We start from the raw sequence: 24,194 nt of genomic DNA on the forward strand, positions 1-24,194 counted from the left end.
CTTCTCGATACTGCCAGGACCACCGAAGACTACGCGTCGTTGGTGCGAAGCGAGGAGCTGAGTTGCACCTAGAGTCACTCACGGTCCAGAACTTTCGATGCTTCGGGCCGGATCCCGTTTGCCTAGAGTTCGAGACGGATACAACAGTGTTCATCGGTGCTAACGGAAGCGGGAAGACTGCAGTTATGCAGGCGCTCCAGCGGATGTTTGGTGTTGTGGCAGACGCTAGACGTGTCCGGCGGCAGGATTTCCACGTCCCAGCCGAGGAAGTCGAAGAGCCGGACGAGCGTTCGCTCATGGTGGAAGCTGTCTTCGCCTTCCCTGAGCTAGGCGCTGGCCGGGATTTATCGAGCGCGGTGCCAGCTTTCTGGCACCAGATGGCGGCTGACCAGAACGGCACAATGAAGTGTCGTCTTCGTCTTGAAGCGACCTGGACCAATAATGGACTCGACGGCACCATTGACGACCGTCTGATCGCTATCAAGAGTCACGATGAAAATTACACTGACGAGGCGGTCGCGATCGTGCGTGGCCCGACCAGGAGCCAGATCCAGTTTGTCTATGTGCCAGCAGTGCGCGACGCTGCATCCCACCTTGCAGGCCTTCTAAGAGGGCGTCTATGGCAGTCTATCAAGTGGTCTGATGGGTTTGTTGATGAGCTTAAGAAAAGTGGAGATGGGCTCAATGACGCATTCCTCGACGAGCGGGGTGTAGATTCACTGCTATCGGTATTGACATCGCGTTGGCAAGAAGTCCATGGAGCGGGTACCCATTCTCAGCCGGTACTTCGACCGATCAACTCGAAACTCGAAGACTTCGTACGCAACCTCGATGTCGTGTTCAGGCCAGACGAAACGGGAAGAGATCGGATTGTATCTGAGCTTAGCGATGGCCAGCGGTCCATGTTCTGCATATCGCTAGTTTCCGCCACGCTCGATGTCGAGAACCAGATTAAGGAGCGCGCGGAAGGTTTCGACGCCGAAGCTTTCTCTATGCCGGTACTTACGCTTGTCGGCGTCGAAGAACCTGAGAACAACTTGATGCCGTTCTACTTGTCTAGGATTGTGGAGCAGCTTCGCGAGGTTATGGCTTCGAGAGGTGGCCAAGCTCTGATATCAAGCCACTCAGCGAGTGTTCTTTCTCGTATTGAGCCGAAGCAAATCCGCCATTTCAGAGCTAAGTCCTCCTCGGGATCTTCGGTCCGGAAGATCCAGCTGCCAGCGGGCGAAGACGAGTACAAGTATATCCGGGAAGCAGTACGGGCGTATCCCGAGCTGTATTTTGCGAGCTATGTCATTCTGGGCGAAGGAAGCTCCGAGGAAGTCGTAATCCCGCGCGTTGCGGAAGCTATTGGCCTTCCGATTGATAGATCTTTTGTGGCAATTGTCCCGCTTGGCGGGCGTCATGTGAATCACTTCTGGCGGTTACTGAACGATCTGGATATCCCTCATTCGACCCTGTTGGACCTCGATCTTGGCAGAAGCGGAGGGGGTCATGGGCGGATCAAGTACGCAATTGAGCAGTTAGAAGCCATAGGTGTGCCTAACGATCAAATCGTTAGTGGAACGAGTCTAACGGTTTCCGCGTTGGCGGAAGCTTCGATGTCTCGTGATGTACTCGATCAGTGGATTGCTAAACTGCGGCAGCATCGAATCTATTACTCATACCCGCTTGATATCGACATGTCAATGTTAGTCTCCCTGCCGGAGCAGTATCAAGAAGTTGCCGATGGCGGGAATGGCCCAAGCGATCAGGGCGATCCTGTAAGTGCGGTACTCGGTGAGAAGGGTGACGCAAGTCTGCTCGAGGAACTGCCGTTTACCTGGTATAGGTACCTATTTCTTGGTCGAGGCAAGCCCACAACACACGCGAGGTCCCTCTCGAAGGTAGAGGATAGCGATCTCGCGCTCAGGTCTCCGGAAGAGCTCCGCGCTTTGGTCGACCGCATCGCATCGGAGATCCCGAACTCCCCCTTCGGAGGGGTGCAATAGTTATGGGTGGTCGCGAAACCGAATGGGCGCCTGTCGGCATACCGAGTCTCGAACCGGCCGCGTTAGAAGCAGTTCGAGAAGCAGGCCACGGTTGCGTTATTGCAGGTCCAGGTGCCGGCAAAACGGAGTTGCTGGCTCAAAAAGCCGCATATCTGTTTTCGTCGGGATTATGTCCGGCTCCGTATCGCGTGCTGTCGATATCATTTAAGACGGACTCTGCAGAGAATCTGGCCCGGCGAGTCGAGGAGCGTTGCGGGCGCGCGACGTCGCTTCGTTTCGACTCGATGACTTTCGATGCCTTCACTAAGAATATTCTGGATCGGTTCTCAACAACCCTTCCTCAGATCTGGCAGCCATCTAACGCCTACCACGTAGATTTTCCCACACGAGGTGATTTTCGAACGTTTACGGCCAAGCTCGCACAGTTCCGGCCACATTGGCGCGATGTTCTTATGGGTATGACGTGGGACGACTTCAGTCAGAATCTCCTTGGGACGTTCTCGCTTCCTTCTAGCCCTGCAGCGGCGGCCACTGCTCAGGAGTGTGCGGTCTTGAATTGGGTGAAATCCGGAGTAGATCGAAGTCCATCCGCCCTCTCTTTCCCGGTCATTAATCGACTAACGCATTTGCTGCTGCGAAACGCCCCTTCGGTGGCGCGGGCATTGATGGCCACTTACCCATTTGTGTTCGTGGATGAATTCCAGGATACAACGCATTCCCAGTACGACTTGTTGGCTTCGACGTTTCTGTCGGGTGGCTCGAAGATCACCGTAGTCGGGGATGAGAAGCAGAAGATTATGGGCTGGGCTGGAGCCAGGTCTGACTCGTTCGGTGCCTTCTGTAGCGAAGTTTCCATTAGTCCCCGGGAACTAAGATTCAACTATCGAAGCGTTCCTGACCTAGTCAGAGTTCAGCATTCGGTCGCGCAGCAATTGGACCCTGCTATCGAAATGGGCGAGTCGAAAGCTGAGCTTATCGAGGATGAACAATCGGCTCGGCTGTGGACGTTTGATCGAATCGACGACGAAGGCGAGCGCATCGCCAGGTGGATCAAGGAAGATCACCTGCGTACCGGCCTCCCATACGACAACTACGTCTTAGAGCGTGTTTGAGAAGGCCGGCGTGTCTGCGTGGTCCGGGCGCCGGTGTGGTCCATCGTGGATGGGTGGCTCGGCGTAAGCGGCGGTATCCCTCGGACACCAGCGATGCCCAGTGGGCGTTGATCGAGCCGCTCCTGCCCGAGGCCGGATCGGGTGGGCGGCCGGAGAAGCATCCACGCCGGGACGTGGTCGACGCGATCCTCTACGTGGTGCGCGCGGGGTGCGCATGGCGTGCTCTGCCTGCGGACTTCCCGCCATGGCAGACCGTGTACTGGTACTTCAACCGATGGGAGCAGCAGAAGGTCACCGAACAGATCCTGCCGGTCGTACGCGGACAGCTGCGCGCCGACGAGGGCCGCGACCCGGAGCCGAGCGCGGGCATCATCGACTCCCAGTCCGTGCGCGGCGCCGACACCGTCGGACAGGACACACGTGGATACGACGCCGGAAAGAAGGTCAACGGTCGGAAGCGGTTCATCATCACCGACACCCTCGGCCTGCTCTTGACGACGATGGTGTGCTCGGCGTCGGTCCAGGACCGCGACGGCGCCAAGTCGATCCTGCTCGACCTCTACCTGCGCACGAGGGTGCGCTTCGTGTTCGCCGACGCCGGGTTCGCCGGCCGCCTGCTCGACTGGGCCACCTCGATCCTGCGGACCACGGTCGAGGTCGTCCGCAAACCGCCTGAGCAGCGCGGATTCGCCGTCCTGCCGCGCAGGTGGGCGGTCGAGCGGACCCTGGCCTGGCTCACCGCGCACCGGCGTCTGGCCCGAGACTACGAACGCGACCCCGCCGTGTCCGAGGCCATGATCCGCTGGGCGGCGATCAACACCATCACCCGCCGCCTCGCCCGCGGCACCCCGGCCGCCCGGCAACAGAAGTACATGATCACACCCGCGACTTGATCTTCTCAAACACGCTCTTACTGGTACGGCAGAAAGCGGATGACTTCGAGCAGTCTCTACGCCCATACTTTGAGAAGTATGATGTACGGCTTGTGAATCATGCGAAGCAAGCTGCGACCATTCCTCTTCAGGATCTTCTAAAAGATCGTATCTGCTCTTTTGGCGTGGAGTTGCTTCGATTGTCTGTCGCGGAGGCTCCCCCACGAAGTTGGGATTCAGTTCGGGAGACTTTGTTGCTCTTGAGGCAATTAGACCCAGTGGAAGACGATATCGCATATCTGGACCTGGAGGATGAAATCCACAAAGAGGTTGATCAGTTGCGCTTACTGATCGCGAGCCTTCCCGTGGAGTCTTCATCTGCCGATCAGGTGGCGGCTCGGATGGAGGAATTCGTTCCGGATAGAGTTTGGAGTCGAGGGTTTCGCTCCTATCAGGACTCGGATGCCGCGCAGCGGGCCCGCAGTGCCTTCGCGGAACGACTACGGCAAGTTCTGGACTACACGGACAAGTGGTGGTCAGTTGCTGCCGACTTCGGTGGGGAGAATGCTGTTTCGATTCTATCCATCCATCGAAGCAAAGGACTTGAGTTCGATACTGTAATAAATGTTGGCTTCGATGACGCCTCATGGTGGAGCTATAGAAGAGATCCATCTGAAGGGAACTCCACGTTCTTCGTGGGCATGTCCCGCGCTCGCCGACGGTTGATCTACGCGCACTGTGCTGAACGTGGCCGTCGGCACGAGATCTCGCCGTTGTTTGATCTGCTGCAACAGGCCGGCGTTGCCGAAGAACACTTCACGTAGGGGCGCTCGCCGCGCCCCACACCCCGGGCGACCTCCGGGGAGGGTGTCTCCCCGCCGGCCACCTGCGGCGGTAGCACCTCCGGCGGGCGGGTCCAGGTCGTTCAGCGCATGCGGTGCTCCACCTGGACCCGCCCACCGGAGGCGCTCTCGGGGGACCTGGCCGACGGGGAGACAGGAGACAGCCGTGTTCCTGTTGAGCTGTGGTCGAGTTGGTCGAGATAGCGGGCGAGGCCGGCGGCGAACGCCGGTCCGTCGTTGACCGCGATCCAGCCCCGGCCGCCGTTGGTCATCAGCTTCACCCGTGACCGCGAGCGTCGGTACCGGACGCGTCCGGTGGACTGCTCGACGCGCATCTTCCAGGTCTGCTGCGCCCGGCCTTGCGCGCGAGCCCAGCGCCGGGCGATCCGGCCGGCCTGCACGCCGGTGGCCGGGGTGACGGCGAGCGTGCGGGTGGCGCGTTCGAGATTCCAGACGCCCCAGAACCGTCCCGGCCCGCGGCCGGGTTCCTGCCACGCCTCGGGGACCTGGTGCTGGTACTCCTTGGCCGCGAGCATCCCGTGCTTGCAGAAGTACGCCGCGACTCGGCGCGGGTCCGTCGCGCGCAGGCCCTCCCGGTAGTCCAGCGCGGTCCCGGCCAACTGATGGCGTCGCCGCTGCTCGGGATCGGGGTGGTCGACGACCTCGGCCCACACCCGTGACAGCCAGACGTGGAACCGTTCCCCGGTGCTGGTCTGCCCGTGCGGAGGGGTGCAGAGCATGTGGACGTGCGGGGCGCCGCGTCGTTGGAACTCCAGCTTCCACACGCACGCCCAGTCCTCACCCCACGCGCGCAGGTAGCGCTTGCGCAGCGCCTTCATGTGCGCTTTCAGGACCGGGCCGGTGGGGACGACGTTCTCCCAGTCCCCGGGGTAGGTCAGCGTGACCATCGCCGGGAGTCGGCCGGCGGCGTAGAGCGGGGTGTAGTTCAGTTCGCAAAGCCGTCGCACCATGCGGGCGCGGGACTTGCGCGACCACCCGGTAATCGGTGCCCGTGGCGGCGGATCGCTCCACTCGCCCGTGGCGAGATGGTGGGCGACGGCCAGGTCCACGTCCTTGCGACGGGCCTCGGTCTGTCGTTCGGCGGTGCGTTCGACGCGGGCCCAGTCGTGGGTGGCGACGGCGAACATGCCGGGACCGACCGTCAGTTCCCAGCGCGGCCCCTCGGCGAGTCGGCCGGCCTCTTCCCGGACCGCGGGCAGTAGCGCGACCGCGGCGTCGACGAGCTCGGGCGAGGGGAACGCCGGGGACCACAGCCCGTCGACGGTGTCCGGGACCCGGGCCTGTTCGGTGGCCCGGCCCGATATGGCACATAGAACAAGCCCAGGCCGGCCCGCGGCTGCCGCCGGGGCCGCGGCCGGGTCGCTCGCGCCCGGCCCGCCGGCGCTCCTGCCTCCGGCCCGCGCCTGCGGCCCGGCCGCGGCGCCCACGGCCGCCACCGACGGGAGAGCGGGCGTGCGGTCGGTTGATGTGTGATCGGTCGGGTCCGTCGGCTCAGAGCCGGGGACCGGGACGTGCGGGGGAGTGGACAAGACGGCGACCTCTCGGAAGAGGCCGTCGGTGCCGGGGCGGCGCACGCCGGATCAGGGCATGCGGACATGCAGAACCGCCGCTGGAGCACGCGTGGTGCTCAGCAACGGTTCCGGGGAACGACGCGTCGCCGCCGGGCCGTCAGGTGACGGCTACGTTGACGGCAACGCGACGGCGGCGACGGGGGACTGTCGGGGAACCGACCAGGTCAGGACCGGCTCGGAAGCGGATGCGCCGGGGTCGGCAACAGCCTGAAAAGCGGAAGGTCGGCGGTTCGACCCCGCCCCTGGCCACCTCTCTTACCAGCGGAAACACTGTTCAGTTGTTTCACCTGGCCCGCGTTTTGTAGCAACGGGTGTAGCAACGCCCCTCAGCTCAGCCCCTCCTGCAGCCGGTCGAGCGCCGCGCGCTTCTCGGTCAGGGACACGTAGGCGTAGACCCCCATCGTGACACCGAGATGGGCGTGGCCCACGATCTCCTGCACGATGTGCGGCGGAACCCCGAGCCCCAGCAGCAGCGTCACGCACGAGTGCCGCAGGTCGTGGAACCGGACGTCGTCGGCCCCGATCTGCTTCCGCAGCGGGTACCAGGAGCGCCGGAGGTTGTCCGGCTCCAACGGTGTCCCGCGCCGCGAGGTGAACACGAGGCCGCTGTCGGTCCAGTCGGCGCCGGCCTCCTCCTGCTCCTTGCGCTGACGGTCCCGGTGCCGGGCCAGGGCATCCGCGACGAACCGGGGGAGCGGGACCACTCGGGGCCACCAGGCCCACGACCGTCGCGGAGGCCAGCATTCCCGGGCTCCGGTGTCCTCGCGGTGTCGACGCTTGGCACGCGACTACGAACGCAAGACCGCCCACGCCGAGGCTATGATCCAGTTCGCAATGATCCGGCTGATTTCGGCTCGGCTGGCCGGCGAGCAACTCCCCGAATCTCGCAGCGAGATCGAGAAGGAAGCCGCCCGCAGGCTAGCAGAGGACCTCGAAGGCTGACCCACGAGGTTTCACAACACGCTCTCAGGACAGGAGTCTGAGGAAGCGGGTCAGGCTCCACTCGTACTGGGTGTTCGTGTTCGGAGCGTTCATGGTGAACCTCAGGTCACCGACGCGTAGGGGACACGCTCCCGGCCGGTCCGCAGCGCTGCGGCCCACCAGCCGAGCTGGTCGAGTTGGGCCGACAGCGCCTTGACCGCGCCGGGGTCGACGGGCTCGAACTGGAAGGGCCAGTCGCGGAAGTGGAAGCTGACCACGTCGCGGACGGTGGTGGCGTGTAGCTCGGCGAACACCAGGCGCAGCGCTTCCACCGCGCGGAGCCCGCCGCCCATGCCGCCATAGGACACGAACCCCACCGGTTTGGCCGTCCACTCGTCGAAGAACCAGTCGATCGCGGTCTTCAGTGCGGCGGGGAAGCTGTGGTTGTACTCCGGGGTCACAACCACGAACGCATCCGCGGCCGCCAGTCGAGGCGCCAGCTTCGTCACCGGGGCGGGGATCGGTTCGTGTTCGTCGCCGAGGACTTCGGGCAACGCCGTCTCGGCCAGGTCGATGACGTCGACCTTTATGTCGCCGCGTGCCCGTACTTGCTCGGCCACCCAGTCGGCCACCGTAGGGGCGAACCGTCCCCGCCGGGTGCTGCCGACGATGACCGCGAGTCGGATCGGATGCTGCAGTGTCATGGTCAACCTCCGTCCTTATTTACGTTACATATCGTAACGTAAATAGGCGATGGTGGTTTGGTCGGGAGGGTGGCGATCGCAAGGTCTGAGGTGGGCGCCCCAGGCGCCGGGTGAGTTGTGCGTCGGCAGGCAGCGATCAGATTGCTGGAATGCTCATCCCGCTCCCGCTCCCGCTCCCGCTCCCGCTCCCGCTCCCGCTCCCGCTCCCGCTCCCGCTCCCGCTCGGGTGAGTGAGGATCTCCATGTGATGACCATTGGGATCGTCGAAGTAGGTGCCCCGGGCGCCGTCGTAGTGGTTGATCTCGCCCAGACCCTGATGTCCCGGCCACGCCCAGTGAGGGATCTCGGCGTGGCGAATCCTGGCGAGGATCGCGTCAAACTCGACCTCGGATACGAGGAACGCGTAGTGCTGCGCCACGATCTCACCCTCGTCGACGTCGAGATAGTCCAGTTCAACGCCGTTACTGGTCTGGACCGGGACGAACGGGCCGCACGGCGGACCGACCTCAAGTCCTAGCAGCGAGGCCAGCCACTGAGCAGAGGCGTGCTTATCGCGGACGGCGACGGCGGTGTGATTGAACTCGACGGACATGAGGCTGCCTCCGTTTCCGAAGTTCTGGCCGCGCCAGAACTCCTCCCTGTTTCAATACGGGCCGTAACGTAACAGTACAGTCCAAGGTATGTCCAGAGAGAGGTTGGGGACGAGATGACGACCGAGCCAACCGCCGAGCCCACAAGCCGGTCCAAACCGGGTGGGCGGCCTCGCGACCCGCAGATCGACACCGCGGTAGTCGAGGCGACCCTGGCGGTACTCGACGAGTCCGGGTATCACGCCCTGTCGGTCGAGGAGGTCGCCCGCCGCGCCGGCACCACCCGCCCCGCCATCTACCGACGCTTCAGCGGGCGAGCACGGCTGGCACTTGCCGCGATCGCCGCCCGCCTGGACGTGCCAGAGTCCCCAGACACCGGCTGCACGCTGTGCGATTTCGGCGAAGGCCTGTTCGTTTTCCTCGCCGAGTTCCGCGCCATCCGCCCCGACGTACTCAGCTCCCTGTTCGCTGAGTGCGCCACCGATGCGGAGCTGCGCGGCCAGTACATGCGCATCGTGTTCGACCCACCCCGGACTGCGGTCGGGGCCATGCTCGACCGGGCTATCGCCCGGGGCAACCTACGTCCCGACACCGACCGCGACCAAATCCTCGACCTGCTCGGCTCCCTGGTCTACTACCGCGCTCTGTTTGAGGAGCGCCACCTCAGCGACGACGACGCCGGCCGGCTGATCGAAACCCTACTGCGCGGCGCCGCAGTCGACTACGACGCTCTCGTCGCCCACAGCGAGGCCATGGAGCAGCACTCGACCACCGACGGCGGCACCCATAACGTGCACTAATCCGGCTCTTCCGGATCTAGAGTGCAAGGGCTCCGCAGTGCAGCAGCGATCTGATGCGGTAGTTGATCAGGTTGCGGAAGCCGAGGGCGTTGCGGCGGAGGGCTTCGAGGCGGCCGTTGATGGCCTCGGTCGGGCCGTTCGAGGCGCGGTGGTCGAAGTAGGCCAGCACGTCCTCGCGGCGCCGGTGCAGCGTCCGGCCGAGGGTCGCGAGCTCGGCGAGCCCGGCCGGGAGCTCTCCGCGGAGCCGGTCGATCACCGAGGCGAGCTCGGTCTTGCCGCGCCTGCGGTCGGTGGTGGCGTAGGCGGCGATGATCTGCTGATACGCCCACCAGGTGACCTCGACCGCGACGTGCTGGTCGCCGGCGAACACCGCCTCGAGCCTGGTTCTCTGCTTGTCGGTGAGCAGCCCGAGCCGGGTCCGTAGGGTGCGGCGCTCTCGATAGAGCGGGTCACCGGTGCGGCCGCGGTGGCCGAGGGTGTCCTGCTGGACCCGCTGGCGGCACAGGTCGAGCTTGTGCCCGGCCAGCGCGACCACATGGAAGGGGTCCATCACCGTGACCGCGTCCGGCAGTGCGGTGGTGGCGGCGTTCTTGTAGCCGCCGAACCCGTCCATCGCCACGATCCGGACGCCGTCGCGGAACGCCTGGTCGCGGGCGTTGAGCCAGGTCGTCATCGCCGCCGCTGAGCGGCCCGCCACCAGGTCGAGCAGCCGTGCCGGACCGTGACCTGCGACGACGGCGGTGAGATCGGTGATCACGGTGACGAACCCGTCGCCGTCGGCGCCGAACACGTGAGCCCACTTGTGCTCGTCGACCCCGATCACCCGCACCCCGTCGAGACGGGCCGGACCGGCGGTGAGCAGCAACTGCTCGGTGGCGGTGACGGCGATGCTGTTCACGGTGTCCCACGACCGGCCTAGCTCGCGGGCGACCGCGGACACGGTGGCCTTGTCCACCGCCAGGCGCCCCAGCACGTAGGCCGCGCAGCGTCGAGTGGTCGTCCACCCCGGGCGGGCCAGCCGGCGGCTGTCGTGGGCGAAGACCTCGCGGACGCAGCCGTCGTGGACACACCGGTAGCGCGGCACCCGGACCCGCAGCTGCAGCGGATGCCCCACGACCGGGACGTCGGTGACGCGGCGCTCCACGGTGTCGCGGTAGACCCCGACCAGCCCGCAGCCCGGACACACCCCGGGCCCGTCGGTGAGCAGCTCGCACCACAGCACGGTGGTGTCGCCGTCCAGGGCGGCGTCGGTGATCCGCACCCCCAGCTCGACGGTCCGGATGATCGTGTCGGCCACGATCTGGGCAGGCGGCGACGTAGGCTGCGGCATCGGGTCCCCGGGACGCTTGACGGTGCTGGCGTAGGAACCTGCATCATCAACTTCTCGGGGCCCGCCTCACCGCAGCGACACGACCCCAGTCCCGGGCCCGGCCACACCCTCACCTGCACTCCGTTTCCGGAAGAGCCACTAATCCTTTGCCAACCCGATCAGGCGTTGGCGACTGTGGGACTCGGAATTGCGGCGATGAGGTCACTGGCTCGATGAACAGCCCAATGGGTGTGCGCGACGAGCAGTGGACAGCGGTCCCAAGCCCAAACAGGCACTCCCCTGTCCCAGCTGGTCGCGTCGCCACCGGTCGCAGACGGTGTTGGACCGCCCTTCACCGATCTGGGAGCGAGTGTATCCGCACCACACTGCGTCGACGACCGGTACTTCGGAACGGCGGACTTTCGCGATGGTGGAGCAGAGTGCTTCAGCGGTGTAGCTACGTGTATAGCAACATCGTTCGCTGGCGCTGAACACTCACGGACGTTAGCGCTGGTCACCGCTACACCCATGGACACGACGGAGTGCGTCGGCGTTGCCGAACCGGGACTGAAAAGCGGAAGGTCGGCGGTTCGACCCCGCCCCTGGCCACACTCTCCCACCAGCGCAGACACCGTTAAGTCGCGTCGCCTGCCCCGTCCCCCGCACGATCTGTGGCGGCGGTCCGACCAGCAGGAGCACGCACCGGTGCCGGAGATCGTGGAACCGGTCGTCGTCGGCCCCGATCTGTTCCGATAGCGGATACCACGAGCGACGGAAGCTGTCCGGCGCCGCGAGGTGAGCACGAGGCCGCCGTCGGTCCGATCGGCGCCTGTCGTGTCCTCTGCCCGGTCGAGCCGCTCGGCGTCATCGGGGCCGGTGCGGGAGTGGCTGAGCTGCCGGTCGCGACGGGCCTGCGCAGTGCGGTCGGAGTTGGCCGAGTCGCGGCAGGGGCGGCCGGCGAAGTCGAGCACGTACGCCCACCGCCTCAGCCGGGCCCAGGACGTCGCCCGCTGCTTCGGGTCCCCATCCACCGCGCGTTGCCCGAGCCGCCTGCAGGCGCCGATCTGGCGCCCGGCATGCGTGGCGTGGTCGGTGTAGGGGCGCACGGTGTCGGGCCGGAGCCGGGCGGAGAGGTGCCCGGCTGCCTCGGCGACCTCCATGGCATACGTGGCCGGGTAGACGGCGACCGCGCTCGTGGCGATCTCCGCGCGGTCGTCGAGGCCGGGCGGGGCAGGGCGAGACGCCGTCCCTGCCGCTCGAATTCTCCGGCCAGGACTCCCAATAGAGAAATTCCCCGGAGAGTCCCGATCGGCGTGAGTGCGAAAGCGGTATAAATCGCTGGATCGGATCACCCGAGGCGGGTAAGGGGATCGGTGAATGGTTACGTCCGCGGAGGTGGTGTACGGGTTCGTCGCTGGTGAGCGGCGTGGCGTCGTGACGTGAGACGGCCACCGCGTGATCTTTCTCGAGTACCGACCAAGGAACTCCAGGAAGGACCACCACGATGGCCGCACCACACAGTGTGGACCCTGCCCAGCTTGTCGAGGAGCTCGCCTCGGCGGGTGTGTCGCCGGATCTGTTGCAGACGATGATCGCGACGATGGCGAACGCGTTGATGTCGTCGCAGGCCGATCAGCAGTGCGGGGCCGGCTATGGCGAGCGCAGCAGCGAGCGGACGAACCAGCGCAACGGCTACCGGGCCCGGGAGTGGGACACCCGAGCGGGCACGATCGAGTTGGCGGTGCCGAAGCTGCGCCAGGGCTCCTATTTCCCGGACTGGCTGCTGACCCACCGCCGCCGCGCCGAGCAGGCCCTGGTCACCGTCGTGGCCACGGCCTACCTACTCGGTGTCTCCACCCGGCGGGTGGAGAAGCTGGCCGAACAACTCGGGGTGAAGTCGCTGTCGCGTTCGCAGGTCAGCGAGATGGCCACGCACCTCGACGGGCAGGTCGCCGCGTTCCGCGAGCGCCCGCTCGACCAGGGCCCGTACACGTTCGTGTGGGTCGACGCGCTCACGGTGAAGGTCCGCGAAGACGGCCGGGTGGTCAACTTGCACGCGCTGCTCGCGACCGGGGTGAACGCCGACGGGCACCGCGAGATCCTCGGCCTGGATGTGGCCTCCAGCGAGGACGGAGCGGGCTGGTTGGCGTTCCTGCGCGGTCTGGTCGCCCGCGGCCTGTCCGGGGTCCAGCTCGTCATCTCCGACGCCCATCCCGGCTTGGTGGCGGCGATCGCCTCGGCGTTGCCGGGTGCGGCGTGGCAGCGGTGTCGCACCCACTACCTGCGTAACCTGCTCTCCCGTGTTCCGAAGTCGGCGCAGCCGCATGTCGCTACGCAGGTGCGCACGATCTTCGACCAGCCCGACGCCGACGCCGTCACAGCCCAGTACGGACGCGTGGTCGACACTCTCACCGCGCGCTGGCCCGACGCAGCCAAGCACCTCGACAACGCCCGCGATGAGCTGCTGGCGTTCACCGCATATCCGCGCGAGGTCTGGCGCCAGATCTGGTCGAACAACCCTCAAGAGCGGCTGAACAAGGAGATCCGCCGTCGCACCGACGTGGTCGGGATCTTCCCCGGCCGCGACTCCCTGATCCGCCTCGTCGGCGCCGTCCTGGCCGAACAGAGTGATGAGTGGACCGAGAACCGCCGCTACATGGGCCTCGATCTACTGGCCCGCTCACGCATCCGCATCGTCACCACCGAAGCCGCACCGACCGGCAGCGAGGCACTCATGACAACCGAGGCAATAACCGCCTAGAATCCCGAACCAAGATCACGCGGAGTCGATCTCATACACCACTCCGCCGGACGTGACCCGGTGAATCAACAGCCTGCAGGGTGAAGTCGATCGATCGAATCTCCGAGGTCGCCGCGGGGTTGCCGGTAATCAGGTTCGGAGCGCGAGGATGCAGCGGTCACCGGCCTGCTGATCTGAGCCGGCAGCGACCTGTGACAAGCGGCGTCCATGGGGAAGGCACGAGGAGTACGGTCGCTCTGGGGGCGACGGGAGAACGCAAGGGGCTGCTGTGAAAGCAATGATGCAATCGGTGTCACGACGAGTGCGTGAGGCTGTCGACCTCGCGGTGTCCCCGCGCGAGAGCCTGGATGTGCGCTATCGACGGTTCGGTCCCGTCAGCTCGGCCGGTTTCGGTCCACTGCGTGTCGTCTGGCTTCTCGGTCCGGAGGCGAATCGGTTCGTCTTCGCCCACTCCGAGCTGTTCGGATGGCGAGAGGCCTTCGACCCTCTCGTTGTGGTCGACGGGGAGACCGCGCTGATCGTGAGTGACGGAGCCGATCATGAGCGCAGGCGGCGGCTGGTCATGCCCGCTTTCACCCGTCACGCCATCGACGGCTATGCCGAGATCATTCGCAGCAACGTGGATGCCGCGATCGACACCTGGCAGCCGGGCCAGGTGCTGAACCTCTATACCGAAATGCGGCGTGTGATCCGTCGGAGCACCATTGCGACGTTGTTCGGCCCGCGGCTTGCCGAGGAGGAGCCCGAGCTGGGCAGGCTGTTGCAGCACGCCTTGGCCGTCGTGGATCGGCTGGCGCCGTGGCAGCAGCTGCAGCGCCTCGGGGCGCCGTCGTGGCGCCGCGCCGTCGCGTCGCGGGCAGAGGTCGCGGCCAGGGTCCAGGCCGAGATCGAACGCCGCCGACGGGAGCCGGACGCCGACGCGTACGACGTGCTGGCGCGGCTGATGAACAGCCAGGACGGCGATCGGTCCGGCCTGCACGATGTGGAGATCGTCGACCAGGTGATCAGCCTGATCGCGGCAGGCTACGAGACGACCTCGGCGGCGGCGGCTTGGGCGATGCACGCATTGATCACCGACCCGCAGCTCGCGAGGAGAGTGTCCGCCGCCGCCGAGGACACCGGTCGCTCGCTCACCCGGCCGGCGGAGTGGCGCTGTGTGGACGGATTGGTGTCCGAGGTGTTGCGCCTGCACCCGCCCGCGGTCCTCACCGCTCGCAAGGTGCTCGAGTCCTTCGAGTTCGACGGTGTGCAGGTGCCCGCGCGCAGTACCCTGTTGATCAGCCCGTACCTGACCCATCGGCTCCCCGAGCTGTGGCCCCGCCCGCTCCAACTCGATCCTGATCGTTGGAACCCGACAGCGCCGGACCATCGCAGGCCCGGACCACACGAGTTCCTCCCGTTCGGGGGCGGCTCGCATCGGTGCATCGGGGCGGCCTTCGCCACGGTCGAACTGACCGTTCTGCTCGAGTGCGTGGCGCGACGCGTCACGTTGTCGCCGGAGCCCTCGGACATGACGCCCGTCGGGCTGGCCGCGATGCGGCCACGACGTGGCCCTTTTGCGCGGGTCGTCGCGGTCGACCGTTGACGGCTATGGGGGGCTGTCTGGCGTAGCGCCTACTGGCCGGGCACCTCCAGACTCGGCAGTAGCCGAGGAGGAGGACGCGTGATGGGGCGTCGACGCGATCGCGTCGCCTGACAGACATCGAGCGAAAGCTCGGCACCCGCTGAGCGGCGTTGCGGATGACGATCGTCTCCTGTCTCGCGCGGCGCGGACCTGCAACGCCGGGGAGTGAGCAGGCGAGGACCGGCGTCAGGTGGGTGGCTCGTCGAACGAGATCGTCAATGTGCTCCGGTAGGCGGTCCCGTCCTCCGACGCCGAGGCGCGGGGAGGCCTGTCGTAGGGCTCCTCCCCGCGGGGCCGGACCCGGACCGCGCGGAAGCCGAAGCCGTCCTGCTCCACCGGCTCCCACTCCAGTTCGACGGGCCGGCCGCGGTGTAGAGCTCGGAGTCCGGGAACGGCGACATCGCTGTAGTGCGCCCAGCAGCCACCCGGCGTCGCGGGCGAGTCGATGACGCCCCAGCCCTCCTCGTCGTGCCAGACGCGGACCTCACCCGGGGTGGACATGGTCGACATGATGGCCGAACAGCGCCAGGAGCGGCGGCCACGTCGACGGCGATGCAACGGTCGAAGCGGTTCCGGCCCCGGCCGTTCCGGGTGGCAGAGAGGCCGGTGTCAGGCTCGGGTCAGCTGGCGCCGTGCGGCTCCAGCAGGCAGAACTCGTTGCCGTCGGGGTCGCTCAGCACGACGCAGTCGGCGTCCGGGGCCTGCCCGATGTCCACCCGCGTGGCGCCCCGGCTGATCAGCTGTTCCAGTACGGCGGCCTGGTCCTCGGCGGCGAGATCGAGATGGAGCCGGTTCTTCCCGAGCTTGGCGCCGTAGTTCTCCACGAAGAACAGGCTCGGGCCCTGCCGGTCCGGTGGATGGACCTCGACTCCGGCCGGTTCGTGCGAGGTGATCTCCCAGTCGAGGGTCGCCGCCCACCACCGGGCAGACGCGACGGGGTCTCGGACATCGATGGTCAGGGCTTCCCACGTCACCTTCACCGCGGCGACGGTATCCGTGCATATCGGACGGCGCAGCCGGTGCGCGAGTGAATGGTCCGGCTGCTCGCCGCGCCGGCCGTGTGCCGCCGGTGCGGACCCGTAGTACGTTCGGAGCCATGTGGCTGCCGCTCGCGGAGCGCCCCCGCACCGCCTGAGGCGGTGCACCCCGCCGCCCGACCCCGGCTCCGAGGGTCCGGCGGCCTCTGACCCGTGCCGACATGGGCTCGTCGTGCAGACGTGACACCGCCGCGTCCCCCTCCCGATATCCAGGGACAACGCGATCATGGACACTCCACTCGTGGTCGGCCGCTGCGCCGACGCCTCATCCCACCACCGCTCGGCCGGTTACCGGCACCCCGCGCTCGACGCCGTCGTGACCCGCCTGACCTGCCCGCACTGCACCGGTCCGCTGCACCGCAGCGCCCGCACCGTGCGGTGCCCGTCGGGTCATACGTTCGACATCGCCCGGCCCGGCTATCTGTCGCTGCTGCCCGGGCGCCGGACCCACCGCGGTGACGATCCCGCCATGGTCGGAGCACGTGAGTCCTTCCTGGACAGCGACCACTACCGGCCGCTGCGCTCCACCATCACCGCGCTGGCCACCGAGCACGCCCCGACGGAGACCGAGCTGGTCGTCGATCTCGCCGGCGGCACCGGTCACTACCTCGCACCGGTGCTCGACGCCCTCCCGGCCGCGTCCGGCGTGATCGTGGACCTGTCCACCGCCGCGCTGCGCCGCGCCGCCCGCGCGCATCGCCGGGCAGCCGCGATCGCCGCGGACGTCTGGCAGCCCTTGCCGATCACGACCGGCTCGGCCGGGGTCGTGCTGAGCGTGTTCGGGCCCCGCAACGCCGAGGAGGTCGAACGAGTCCTCCCCGAGGGCGGAATCCTGGTCGTCGCCTCCGCCCGCCCCGACCACCTGCGGGAACTGCGTGCTCATGTCGGCGGGATCGGCGTCGACCCGCAGAAGGCGGACCGGCACCGACGAGCCTTCGCCGGGCTCGAGCTCGCCGAGCGGCAGATCGTGCAGTGGCGACTGGCCCTGGGCCGGGACGAAGCCCGCGCGCTGGTCCGGATGGGCCCGAACGCGCACCATCTCGGGACGGGCGGGGATGACGATCCGTTGTCCCGGCTGCCCGAGCCGGTCGGGCTCACGGCCGCGATGGACGTGGCGGTGTACCGGCGACGCCGATCGCGGGAACCGATGACCGGCGAGGTCGACCGCGGAAGCCGGTGAGCAGAGTGGGACCGAGGATCGGCGGTCCACGGGACCTGGTGCGGCGCAAACCCGGCGGCCCGATGACCGCCGACGTCAGATGCGGCGAACCGTCCGGGCGGGGTTCCCCGCGACGAGAACGCGTTCCCCGACGTCGCGGGTGACGACGCTGCCGGCCCCGACGACGCTGTCCGGGCCGATCGTGACTCCCGGGCAGATGATCACGCCCGCACCGAGCCAGGCGTCGGCACCGATCGCGATGGGCGCGGGCCGCTCCCACCCGGCCCGCCGGCGGTCGTGGTCCTCGACGAGGTCGGGTTCGTCGAGATACCACTCGTTGCGCAGCATTCGATCCTTGTGCTCGCCCATCGGGCCATCGTCGCCGACCACGGCGGAAAACCGGATGCGACGGGACTATCGCAGCTGCGATAGTTTCGCGCATGGGCCATGTGGAGCTGCGGGACGTCGACCATGTCCTGCCGGACGGACGCGTCCTGCTCAGCACCGTGTCGTTCCGGGTCGGCGAGGGCACGACGACCGCGCTGATCGGCGCGAACGGCGTCGGGAAGTCGACGGTGCTCGGGCTGATCGCGGGCCGGGTCGAACCGTCGGCCGGCAGCGTCCAGCGATCGGGCGGCCTCGGCGTCATGCCGCAGTTCCTCGGCGGTCGCACGGTGCGCGAGCTGGTACTGGAACTGTCGCCGGAGCGGTTGCGCGTCGCGGGCCGGCGCCTCGACGCCGCCGAGGACGCGTTGATCGAGTCCGACGGGACGTCCGAGCAGCTGCGCTACGCCGAGGCCCTCACCGAGTACGGCGATGCAGGCGGCTACGAGGCCGACGCGCTGTGGAACCGCTGCTGCCGGATCGCGGTCGGGCCGTCGTACGACGAGATCCGTTTCCGCGACACCGACCGGATCTCCGGCGGCCAGCAGAAGCGGCTCGCCCTGGAGGTCCTGCTGCGGGGCCCCGACGAGGTGCTCCTGCTCGACGAGCCGGACAACTACCTCGACGTCCCGGGCAAGGAATGGCTCGAACAGCAGCTCCGCGACACGGTCAAGACGGTGCTGTTCGTGTCGCACGATCGGGAGCTGCTGCGCCGCAGCGCCGATCGGGTCGTCACGATCGAACTCCATCCGGCCGGCAACACGGTCTGGACGCACGGTGGCGGGTTCGGGACCTACGACGAGGCCCGCGCCGACCGGATGGAGCGCCTCGACGAGCTGCGCCGGCGCTGGGACGAGGATCGCTCCCGGCTGCTGCGGCTGCTGCACGAGCTGAAACAGAAGGCCTCGTACAACGACGGCATGGCCAGTCGCTACCAGGCCGCCCGCACCCGGCTGGCCCGGTTCGACGCCGCCGGCCCGCCGGAGGCCGTCCCGCGCCGGCCCCGGCTGCAGATGCGACTCGGTGGTGGCCGCACCGGGCAGCGGGCGCTGACCTGCCAGGATCTGGTGCTCGACGGACTGACGAAACCCCTCTCCGTCGAGGTGTTCTACGGCGACCGGGTCGCCGTTCTCGGACCGAACGGCACCGGCAAGTCGCACTTCCTGAGGCTGCTGGCGACCCTCGACCCGGACGCGTCCGACGGTGCCGAGCAGGTCGCCCACCACGGAACCGTCCGGCTCGGGGCGCGGGTGGTCCCGGGCTGGTTCGCCCAGACCCACCAGCACCCCGAGTTCACCGGACACGACCTGGCCGATCTCCTGATCGCCGGGGGACCGCACCGTCCCGGAGCCGATCCCGAGTACGCCATGCGGGCGCTGGCCCGCTACGACCTGGCCGGCGCCGCCGATCGCGGTTTCGACACGCTCTCGGGTGGCCAGCAGGCCCGCTTCCAGGTGCTGCTGCTGGAGCTGCGGGGCGCCACGATGCTGCTGCTCGACGAGCCGACCGACAACCTCGATCCCTACTCCGCCGACGTGCTGCAGGAGGCGATCGGCGCGTTCGACGGCACCGTCCTCACCGTCACCCACGATCGCTGGCTGACGCGCGCATTCGACCGGTTCCTGATCTTCCACCACGATGGGACGGTGTCCGAGTCCAGTGAGCCGGTGTGGGACAGCCGATGAGCAGGGTGCGTGCCGAGGACGCCCGGCCCCGCATCCTGGAGGCGGTGTTCACCCTCATCCAGGGCGGCGGGATCGCCGAGGTGTCACAACGCCGGGTCAGCGCGGAATCGGGAATCAACGTCGGCTCGGTCCGGCACCACTTCCCGACGAGCGAGTCGATGATGATCGCCGCCGCCGAGGAGGTGGGACGGCGGATGGAGGTCAGGCTCGCGCACTGTGCCCGGCCCGTTCCCGGCGACGGCCGGTCGGCACTCGCCGCCCTCCGGAGCGTCTGCCTCGCCGTGATCCCCACCGGCGACGACGGCCACCGCGAGCTCGTCGTGCTGCAGGAGTTCCTGGCCGCAGCACGGCTGAGCGACACCTACCGCCCCTTCGCCACCCGGATGGGAGACGATCTCCGCTCGGTGCTGCGGGCCGCCCTGGAGCCGGTCGTCGGGGCGGCCGACCTCGACGTCGAGGTCGAGCTGCTCGTCGCGTTGATCGTCGGCGTCTCCGCCGAGCGCGTCCAGCCGCACGGTGTGGCTCCGGCGATCGGTCCCCGCCAGGTCGTCGACCGGCATCTGGCACGCCTCACGGCGCCGCCCGCCAGGTGACCGCTCCGTAGGGAGCCGGGTCCGCCGATACCGCGTCGAGGGGCAGGGGCCGGGGAGCATCTCCCGGACGCGCGGTCGCCGGTCGACGTCGGTCTGCGGGTCATCGACGAAGGTGAGCGCGGCCACCACCATCGCCGGGTGTTCGGGTTCGCCGGGTTCGGCCCATGATGTCTGTATCGCCGGTCGGTTCGGAGGAGACGGTCACGTGCAGGTGGAGGAGAAGGCGCCCGCAGACACATCGTTGCGCCGCAACGGGGCACTGATCACCGCGTCGTTCGGGTTCGTCTGGGCGCTGACCGGGGCCTCGGCGCTGCCCGTTCCGCTGCCCGTCGTGCTCCTCGCGGCCACGGTCACCGTCGTCGCGATCGTCGTCGCACTGCTCCCGGGGCCGGCGGCGCGCCCGCGCCGACTCCCGGCGGACTGGGCGGGCCGGTACCGGAGGATCGGTCTCGTGCAGGGGGTGCTGATCGCCGCCGTCGTCGCCGGGGCGGTACTGCTCGGGGCGCCCGGTCTGATCGCGCCGGCGGTGTGCGTCGTCGTCGGCGTGCACTTCCTGCCGCTCGCCGTGGCCGTCGACCAGCCGGGCTACCGGCTCACCGGGATCGCACTCGTGATCGCCGGCGCCGCGGGTCTCGTCGTGTGGGCGGCGGCCGGTGCGGATCACGCGCGAGCGGTCGGTGGGCTGGTCGCAGCGGTGGTGTTGTGGGTGACGTCGGTGGCGGTCGCACGCCGGCCGTGACCGCTCAGAGCGCCAGCCGGACGAGCGCCCACCCGGCCGCCGCGGCGAGGATCCCGATCACCACACTCGCGAGCAGGTAACCGACCGCGGTAGCGGTGACGCGCCGCTCGGCCAGCGTGACCAGCTCGTACCCGAATGTGCTGTAGGTCGTCAGCGCCCCGCAGAATCCGGTCCCGAGCAACGCCCCGATCTCCGGTGGCAGCGTGCCTGCCGCGCCGACGAGCGCGCCGAGCAGAAGTGAGCCGGCGACGTTCACCGCGAACGTCGCCCACGGGAAGACCGGATCGAGCCGGGAGCGGACCGCGGTGTCGGCCAGGTAGCGCAGCGGCGCACCCACCGCGGCACCCAGGCCGACCAGCAGGATCGTCAGCGGGTCCATCGGGCCCTGCCGATCCGGCGGGTCAGCACGACGGCGACGGCGCAGGCTGCGGTCGCGACCACCGGCGATGCCAGCGCGTAGCCCAGCGCCAGGCCGTAGCGGCCGTGCTCGGCGAGCTGCACCGTCTCGACCGACCAGGTGGAGAACGTCGTGTACCCGCCCAGCACGCCGACTCCGAGCAGCGGGCGCAGCAGCGGGTTCGGCCGATCCGCCCCGGCCAGCACGGTGTAGAGGACACCGATCAGCAGACAGCCGGTGATGTTGATCCAGAACGTCGTCCACGGCCAGCCGCCGGGATCCGCCGGGAACGCGACACCGAGCAGGTAGCGGATCTCGGCGCCGACGACGCCCCCGGCCGCGACCGCGGCGACGCCGCGGGTACGAGGACCGACCGAATGCACACGCCTCACCCACCCCTGGATCGCCGGGTAGGAGCCATCAGCGCGCGGCGCGGTTGTCGGCGAGCCCCATCGCCGTCCGGGCTCCACCGTAGCCCGGACGGGCGCGCGGGTCAGCGCGCGGCGAGCGCCACCTCGGCGCGGGAGAGAACGGTGCGCAGCACGTCACCGGCGACCGCCAGGTCGTCGGCCGGAAGATCGCCCCACAGGTCCGCGGTGATCCGGCCGATGGCGGCGACGATCCGGTCACGCAGCGCCACACCCCGGGGCGTCGCGACCATCTCCGGGCCGTCGATCCGGACCAGGCCGGACGCCGCCAGCTCGGCGAGCCGGGCGGTCGCGGTCGCCCGGTCCACCCGGAGCGCCCGCGCGATCCGGCCGGTGACGTCGTCGCCGCCGGCGGTGGTCAGTGTCAACGCGATCCAGCGGTGCTCGTCGAGCCCGGTGCCGGCCAGCTCCTGGAGCAGCAACGCGTTCAGTGCCTTCTCGGTCCGGCCGACCAGCTGAGTGCCGAAGGCGATCATCGGGCCCTCCAATATCATTGGTCCAACTAACGATAATTCGTGAGTCGGACCAACGCAACGGGTACGGTTGCCGGATGACGGACGAGGGACGGCTGGACGGACTGGCGAGCCGGCTGCTGGGGCTCTCCGCCCGGCACGCCGAGCGGGTGGTCGGCACCGAGCTGGCCCGGGTCGATGCGCACCGGTGGCACTACGCGGTGCTCGCGACGCTGGCCGAGCGCGGCCCGGCCAGCCAGGCCGCGCTCGGTGTGCGGACCGGCATCCACACCAGTGACCTGGTGGGGCTGATCGGGGAACTGGTCGGGCGCGGCGAGGTCACCCGTGGCCCGGATCCGGCCGACCGGCGTCGCAACGTCGTCGATCTGACCGCTGCCGGGCGGGAGCGGCTGCACCTGCTCGACGCCGTGCTGGACGACGCCCAGAACGAGCTGCTCGCGCCGCTCTCGCCGGGGCGCCGGGCGGAGCTCGTCCGGCTGCTCCGGATCCTGGTCGAGCACCACGGCCATCCGGAGCCGGGCGAGGGGAGCGGGGTCAGTGGCCGCCGGCCCCGGTCCGGCTGACCGGCACCGTCCGCCGCCGCAGCGCGAGCACCGACCCGGCGCCGACGGCGACGACCACCGCCCCGAACGCGGCCGCAGTCCAGGCGTCGGGGGCGAGCAGCGGCTGCCCGCGCAGTGCCTGCCAGGTGAGCAGTGCGAGCAGGCCCAGGTATCCCGCGGTCGCGGTCGCGACCAGGTCCCGGCGCACCCTGGGATCGGCCAGCACGGCGACCCGGGGGGCGGCCAGCTCGAGGCAGATCAACAGCAGCGGCAGGATCTGCAACGCGTGCATCCCGACGAAGTGCGGGATCCGCAGGTCTCCGCCGACCGTGCTCCAGCCGACGACGGCCAGGCCGGGCCCACCGTCGGGCAGTCCGACGGTGTGCGCGCCGGCGATGCCCTGGAAGTCGGCGAGCTGGTCCGGTGTCGGACTGGTCATCAGGAATCCGAGTGCCATCCCGGCCACTGCGATCAGTGCCCCGGCGCGGATGGCCAGCGACCGCGCGGGATCGAGATCGCGCAGCCCGAACAGTGCGCCGGTCAGCCAGAGGGTGGCCAGCCAGGCCACCACGATCGAGATGCCCATGACCGACCACAGGGTGGTGTTGAGTGTCGTCGTCACGTTGAAGTGGCTGGTCGTCCCGCGTCCGGCCTGCACGGCGATCACGACCATCTCGATCGCCAGAGTGATCGCCGCGACGGTGCCCGCCAGGAACGCCACGCGGGCCCGCCCGCGCTGCTCGCGCAACTGCGCGTACAGCCACGCCCAGGTCACGCAGAAGATCGCGATGGACACGGCGAACTTGGTCGGCTTGAGCCAGATCGGCGCACCGAGCAGTACGCGGGGATCGGCCAGGATTCCGAGCAGCCCGAGCGGGACCAGTGCGGCGCAGGCCAGGCCGACGATCATCAGCGGGCGGTGCCAGGTGAGCGCGGTGCGCAGGAACATCGGGACCTCCGAGAGCGACAGTATGGATACTGTAACTATCGGATAGCGACGCTGTCTATTCGTTTCCGTCCGGGTACCGGCCCGCTGAATGGCTCTCCTGGGCGATCCGGCGCAGCGCCGCGAGCAGTGCGTCGCCCAGCACCGTCGCCACCAGGGCGGTCTCCGCGACCTCCTCCCGGTCCGCGATCCGCCCGACGGCGTCCAGGTCCGCCTCGCCGATCCGGTCGGCCGCCTCCGCCCACCGCTGCAGGGTGCGCTCGTCCGGTGCGTGGCCGAGCTCGTGCATCCGGGCCAGCACGCTGCGCGCCCCGGCGAGTGCGGGTGCGCTCTCGGAGACCGTCCAGCCGGTGTGCGCGGTGAGGGCGCGTACCTCGGCCTCGGCGCGTTCGGCGAAACTGCCGCCGCCGTCGCCGGTCCCGGTGACCGCGTACACGGTGCGCCCGAGCATCCGGTGCAGTCCGGTGTCCGGGTCGTCGACGGCGGCGAGGACGTCCCGGACGACGGCGATCGGCAGCCCGCCGACCTCCACCAGGGCCCGGATCAGCCGGAGCCGCCGCAGATGGGACTCGTCGTAGCGAGCCTGGTTGGGCGAGGTCGTCTCGCCGCGGTGCAGCAGACCCTCGCGGAGGTAGTACTTGATCGTCGCGACCGGGACCTCGGACGACCGGGACAGCTCTGACACGCGCACCT

25 protein-coding genes, 3 pseudogenes and 1 riboswitch are annotated in these 24,194 nt (G+C 68.3%); of the genes and pseudogenes, 14 read left to right on the forward strand and 14 right to left on the reverse strand.

All coding sequences use genetic code 11. The features are described from left to right. Positions 1-62: 62 nt before the first annotated feature. The 4 genes and pseudogenes from Pdca_RS03390 to Pdca_RS03405 all read left to right on the forward strand — a co-directional run bounded on the left by Pdca_RS03390 (position 63) and on the right by Pdca_RS03405 (position 4,799). Positions 63-1,991: an ATP-dependent nuclease gene (locus tag Pdca_RS03390; protein WP_085916170.1), complete on the forward strand. Its 1,929-nt coding sequence runs from the start codon at positions 63-65 to the stop codon at positions 1,989-1,991. Positions 1,992-1,993: 2 nt separating this feature from the next. Beyond that, positions 1,994-3,103: a UvrD-helicase domain-containing protein gene (locus Pdca_RS03395; protein ID WP_125911237.1), complete on the forward strand. Its 1,110-nt coding sequence runs from the start codon at positions 1,994-1,996 to the stop codon at positions 3,101-3,103. Beyond that, positions 3,100-3,979, forward strand: a pseudogene (locus tag Pdca_RS03400) (IS5 family transposase). The gene Pdca_RS03395 and the pseudogene Pdca_RS03400 overlap by 4 nt, the downstream one beginning before the upstream one ends. A 13-nt stretch (positions 3,980-3,992) precedes the next feature. Next, entirely contained in the window at positions 3,993-4,799 is an 807-nt protein-coding gene (locus tag Pdca_RS03405) for a 3'-5' exonuclease (RefSeq protein ID WP_125911239.1), read from the forward strand. Positions 4,800-4,900: 101 nt separating this feature from the next. Here Pdca_RS03405 and Pdca_RS03410 read toward each other — a convergent pair whose 3' ends face one another. Then, positions 4,901-6,274: a rolling circle replication-associated protein gene (locus tag Pdca_RS03410; protein WP_085916826.1), complete on the reverse strand. Its 1,374-nt coding sequence runs from the start codon at positions 6,272-6,274 to the stop codon at positions 4,901-4,903. A gap of 461 nt (positions 6,275-6,735) precedes the next feature. Then, a complete protein-coding gene (locus Pdca_RS03415) occupies positions 6,736-7,113 on the reverse strand; it encodes a tyrosine-type recombinase/integrase (RefSeq protein WP_085916825.1) in 378 nt (125 codons plus the stop codon). A gap of 58 nt (positions 7,114-7,171) precedes the next feature. Here Pdca_RS03415 and Pdca_RS03420 point away from each other — a divergent pair. Then, positions 7,172-7,351, forward strand: a pseudogene (locus tag Pdca_RS03420) (IS5/IS1182 family transposase); the annotation flags it as partial. A 101-nt stretch (positions 7,352-7,452) separates the two neighbouring features. On the opposite strand, the gene Pdca_RS03425 reads toward Pdca_RS03420, so the two are convergent. Continuing rightward, positions 7,453-8,034 (reverse strand): NADPH-dependent FMN reductase, encoded by a 582-nt coding sequence (locus tag Pdca_RS03425; RefSeq protein WP_085916824.1) that lies wholly within the window; start codon positions 8,032-8,034, stop codon positions 7,453-7,455. A 136-nt stretch (positions 8,035-8,170) separates the two neighbouring features. After that, the gene (locus Pdca_RS03430) at positions 8,171-8,626 is read right to left on the reverse strand and encodes a VOC family protein (RefSeq protein ID WP_125911241.1); all 456 of its coding nucleotides are present in this window, start codon (positions 8,624-8,626) and stop codon (positions 8,171-8,173) included. A gap of 114 nt (positions 8,627-8,740) precedes the next feature. On the opposite strand from Pdca_RS03430, the gene Pdca_RS03435 reads away from it, so the two are divergent. After that, entirely contained in the window at positions 8,741-9,424 is a 684-nt protein-coding gene (locus tag Pdca_RS03435; RefSeq protein ID WP_085916823.1) for a TetR/AcrR family transcriptional regulator, read from the forward strand. A 16-nt stretch (positions 9,425-9,440) separates the two neighbouring features. Here the strand turns inward: Pdca_RS03435 and Pdca_RS03440 are convergent, their stop codons facing one another. After that, complete coding sequence (locus tag Pdca_RS03440; RefSeq protein ID WP_085916822.1) at positions 9,441-10,754, reverse strand: ISL3 family transposase; 1,314 nt, start codon at positions 10,752-10,754, stop codon at positions 9,441-9,443. Positions 10,755-10,912: 158 nt separating this feature from the next. Continuing rightward, complete coding sequence (locus tag Pdca_RS37925; RefSeq protein WP_408635053.1) at positions 10,913-12,250, reverse strand: replication initiator; 1,338 nt, start codon at positions 12,248-12,250, stop codon at positions 10,913-10,915. Here Pdca_RS37925 and Pdca_RS03445 point away from each other — a divergent pair. Together Pdca_RS03445 and Pdca_RS03450 are read left to right on the forward strand one after the other, a co-directional pair. Continuing rightward, positions 12,238-13,494 (forward strand): IS256 family transposase, encoded by a 1,257-nt coding sequence (locus Pdca_RS03445; protein WP_125911181.1) that lies wholly within the window; start codon positions 12,238-12,240, stop codon positions 13,492-13,494. The two genes, Pdca_RS37925 and Pdca_RS03445, sit on opposite strands and share 13 nt — an antisense overlap. 289 nt (positions 13,495-13,783) lie before the next feature. Further along, the gene (locus Pdca_RS03450) at positions 13,784-15,079 is read left to right on the forward strand and encodes a cytochrome P450 (protein ID WP_197719909.1); all 1,296 of its coding nucleotides are present in this window, start codon (positions 13,784-13,786) and stop codon (positions 15,077-15,079) included. 225 nt (positions 15,080-15,304) lie between these two features. Here the strand turns inward: Pdca_RS03450 and Pdca_RS03455 are convergent, their stop codons facing one another. Beyond that, entirely contained in the window at positions 15,305-15,619 is a 315-nt protein-coding gene (locus Pdca_RS03455) for a cold shock domain-containing protein (RefSeq protein WP_085914514.1), read from the reverse strand. 119 nt (positions 15,620-15,738) lie between these two features. Then, the gene (locus Pdca_RS03460; protein WP_085914439.1) at positions 15,739-16,098 is read right to left on the reverse strand and encodes a VOC family protein; all 360 of its coding nucleotides are present in this window, start codon (positions 16,096-16,098) and stop codon (positions 15,739-15,741) included. Positions 16,099-16,381: 283 nt separating this feature from the next. On the opposite strand from Pdca_RS03460, the gene Pdca_RS03465 reads away from it, so the two are divergent. Continuing rightward, positions 16,382-17,335: a putative RNA methyltransferase gene (locus tag Pdca_RS03465; RefSeq protein WP_125911242.1), complete on the forward strand. Its 954-nt coding sequence runs from the start codon at positions 16,382-16,384 to the stop codon at positions 17,333-17,335. A gap of 75 nt (positions 17,336-17,410) precedes the next feature. Here the strand turns inward: Pdca_RS03465 and Pdca_RS03470 are convergent, their stop codons facing one another. Then, complete coding sequence (locus Pdca_RS03470) at positions 17,411-17,683, reverse strand: DapH/DapD/GlmU-related protein (RefSeq protein WP_085914441.1); 273 nt, start codon at positions 17,681-17,683, stop codon at positions 17,411-17,413. A 158-nt stretch (positions 17,684-17,841) separates the two neighbouring features. On the opposite strand from Pdca_RS03470, the pseudogene Pdca_RS37930 reads away from it, so the two are divergent. The 4 genes and pseudogenes from Pdca_RS37930 to Pdca_RS03485 form a co-directional block, all read left to right on the forward strand. Then, a pseudogene (locus Pdca_RS37930) lies at positions 17,842-18,252 on the forward strand (ATP-binding cassette domain-containing protein); the annotation flags it as partial. Positions 18,253-18,288: 36 nt separating this feature from the next. Next, on the forward strand, positions 18,289-19,383 hold the full coding sequence (locus Pdca_RS03475) for an ATP-binding cassette domain-containing protein (RefSeq protein WP_373865541.1): 1,095 nt from the start codon (positions 18,289-18,291) through the stop codon (positions 19,381-19,383). Further along, the gene (locus tag Pdca_RS03480) at positions 19,380-19,976 is read left to right on the forward strand and encodes a TetR/AcrR family transcriptional regulator (protein ID WP_125911243.1); all 597 of its coding nucleotides are present in this window, start codon (positions 19,380-19,382) and stop codon (positions 19,974-19,976) included. The genes Pdca_RS03475 and Pdca_RS03480 overlap by 4 nt, the downstream gene beginning before the upstream one ends. 205 nt (positions 19,977-20,181) lie before the next feature. Then, positions 20,182-20,715 carry a hypothetical protein gene (locus Pdca_RS03485; protein WP_085914444.1) on the forward strand — a complete coding sequence of 178 codons (534 nt, stop codon included), beginning with the start codon at positions 20,182-20,184 and terminating at the stop codon, positions 20,713-20,715. A 4-nt stretch (positions 20,716-20,719) separates the two neighbouring features. On the opposite strand, the gene crcB (Pdca_RS03490) is transcribed toward Pdca_RS03485, so the two are convergent. The 3 genes from crcB (Pdca_RS03490) to Pdca_RS35285 all read right to left on the reverse strand — a co-directional run bounded on the left by crcB (Pdca_RS03490) (position 20,720) and on the right by Pdca_RS35285 (position 22,016). After that, complete coding sequence (gene crcB, locus Pdca_RS03490) at positions 20,720-21,094, reverse strand: fluoride efflux transporter CrcB (protein WP_307724080.1); 375 nt, start codon at positions 21,092-21,094, stop codon at positions 20,720-20,722. Further along, a complete protein-coding gene (gene crcB, locus Pdca_RS03495) occupies positions 21,082-21,504 on the reverse strand; it encodes a fluoride efflux transporter CrcB (RefSeq protein ID WP_232021397.1) in 423 nt (140 codons plus the stop codon). The genes crcB (Pdca_RS03490) and crcB (Pdca_RS03495) overlap by 13 nt, the downstream gene beginning before the upstream one ends. A gap of 12 nt (positions 21,505-21,516) precedes the next feature. Further along, positions 21,517-21,578, reverse strand: a riboswitch (Fluoride riboswitch). A gap of 27 nt (positions 21,579-21,605) precedes the next feature. Then, positions 21,606-22,016 (reverse strand): helix-turn-helix domain-containing protein, encoded by a 411-nt coding sequence (locus Pdca_RS35285; RefSeq protein ID WP_085914446.1) that lies wholly within the window; start codon positions 22,014-22,016, stop codon positions 21,606-21,608. Between the two features lie 74 nt (positions 22,017-22,090). Between Pdca_RS35285 and Pdca_RS03510 the strand changes: the two genes are divergently transcribed. Next, on the forward strand, positions 22,091-22,576 hold the full coding sequence (locus tag Pdca_RS03510; protein ID WP_085914447.1) for a MarR family winged helix-turn-helix transcriptional regulator: 486 nt from the start codon (positions 22,091-22,093) through the stop codon (positions 22,574-22,576). Here Pdca_RS03510 and Pdca_RS03515 read toward each other — a convergent pair. Next, positions 22,548-23,504, reverse strand: a complete 957-nt coding sequence (locus Pdca_RS03515) for a hypothetical protein (RefSeq protein ID WP_085914448.1) — start codon at positions 23,502-23,504, stop codon at positions 22,548-22,550. The two genes, Pdca_RS03510 and Pdca_RS03515, sit on opposite strands and share 29 nt — an antisense overlap. 55 nt (positions 23,505-23,559) lie before the next feature. Continuing rightward, complete coding sequence (locus Pdca_RS03520) at positions 23,560-24,192, reverse strand: MerR family transcriptional regulator (protein ID WP_085914449.1); 633 nt, start codon at positions 24,190-24,192, stop codon at positions 23,560-23,562. Positions 24,193-24,194 lie beyond the last annotated feature (2 nt).

The organism is Pseudonocardia autotrophica (genome assembly GCF_003945385.1).
Taxonomy (GTDB): Bacteria; Actinomycetota; Actinomycetes; order Mycobacteriales; family Pseudonocardiaceae; genus Pseudonocardia; species Pseudonocardia autotrophica.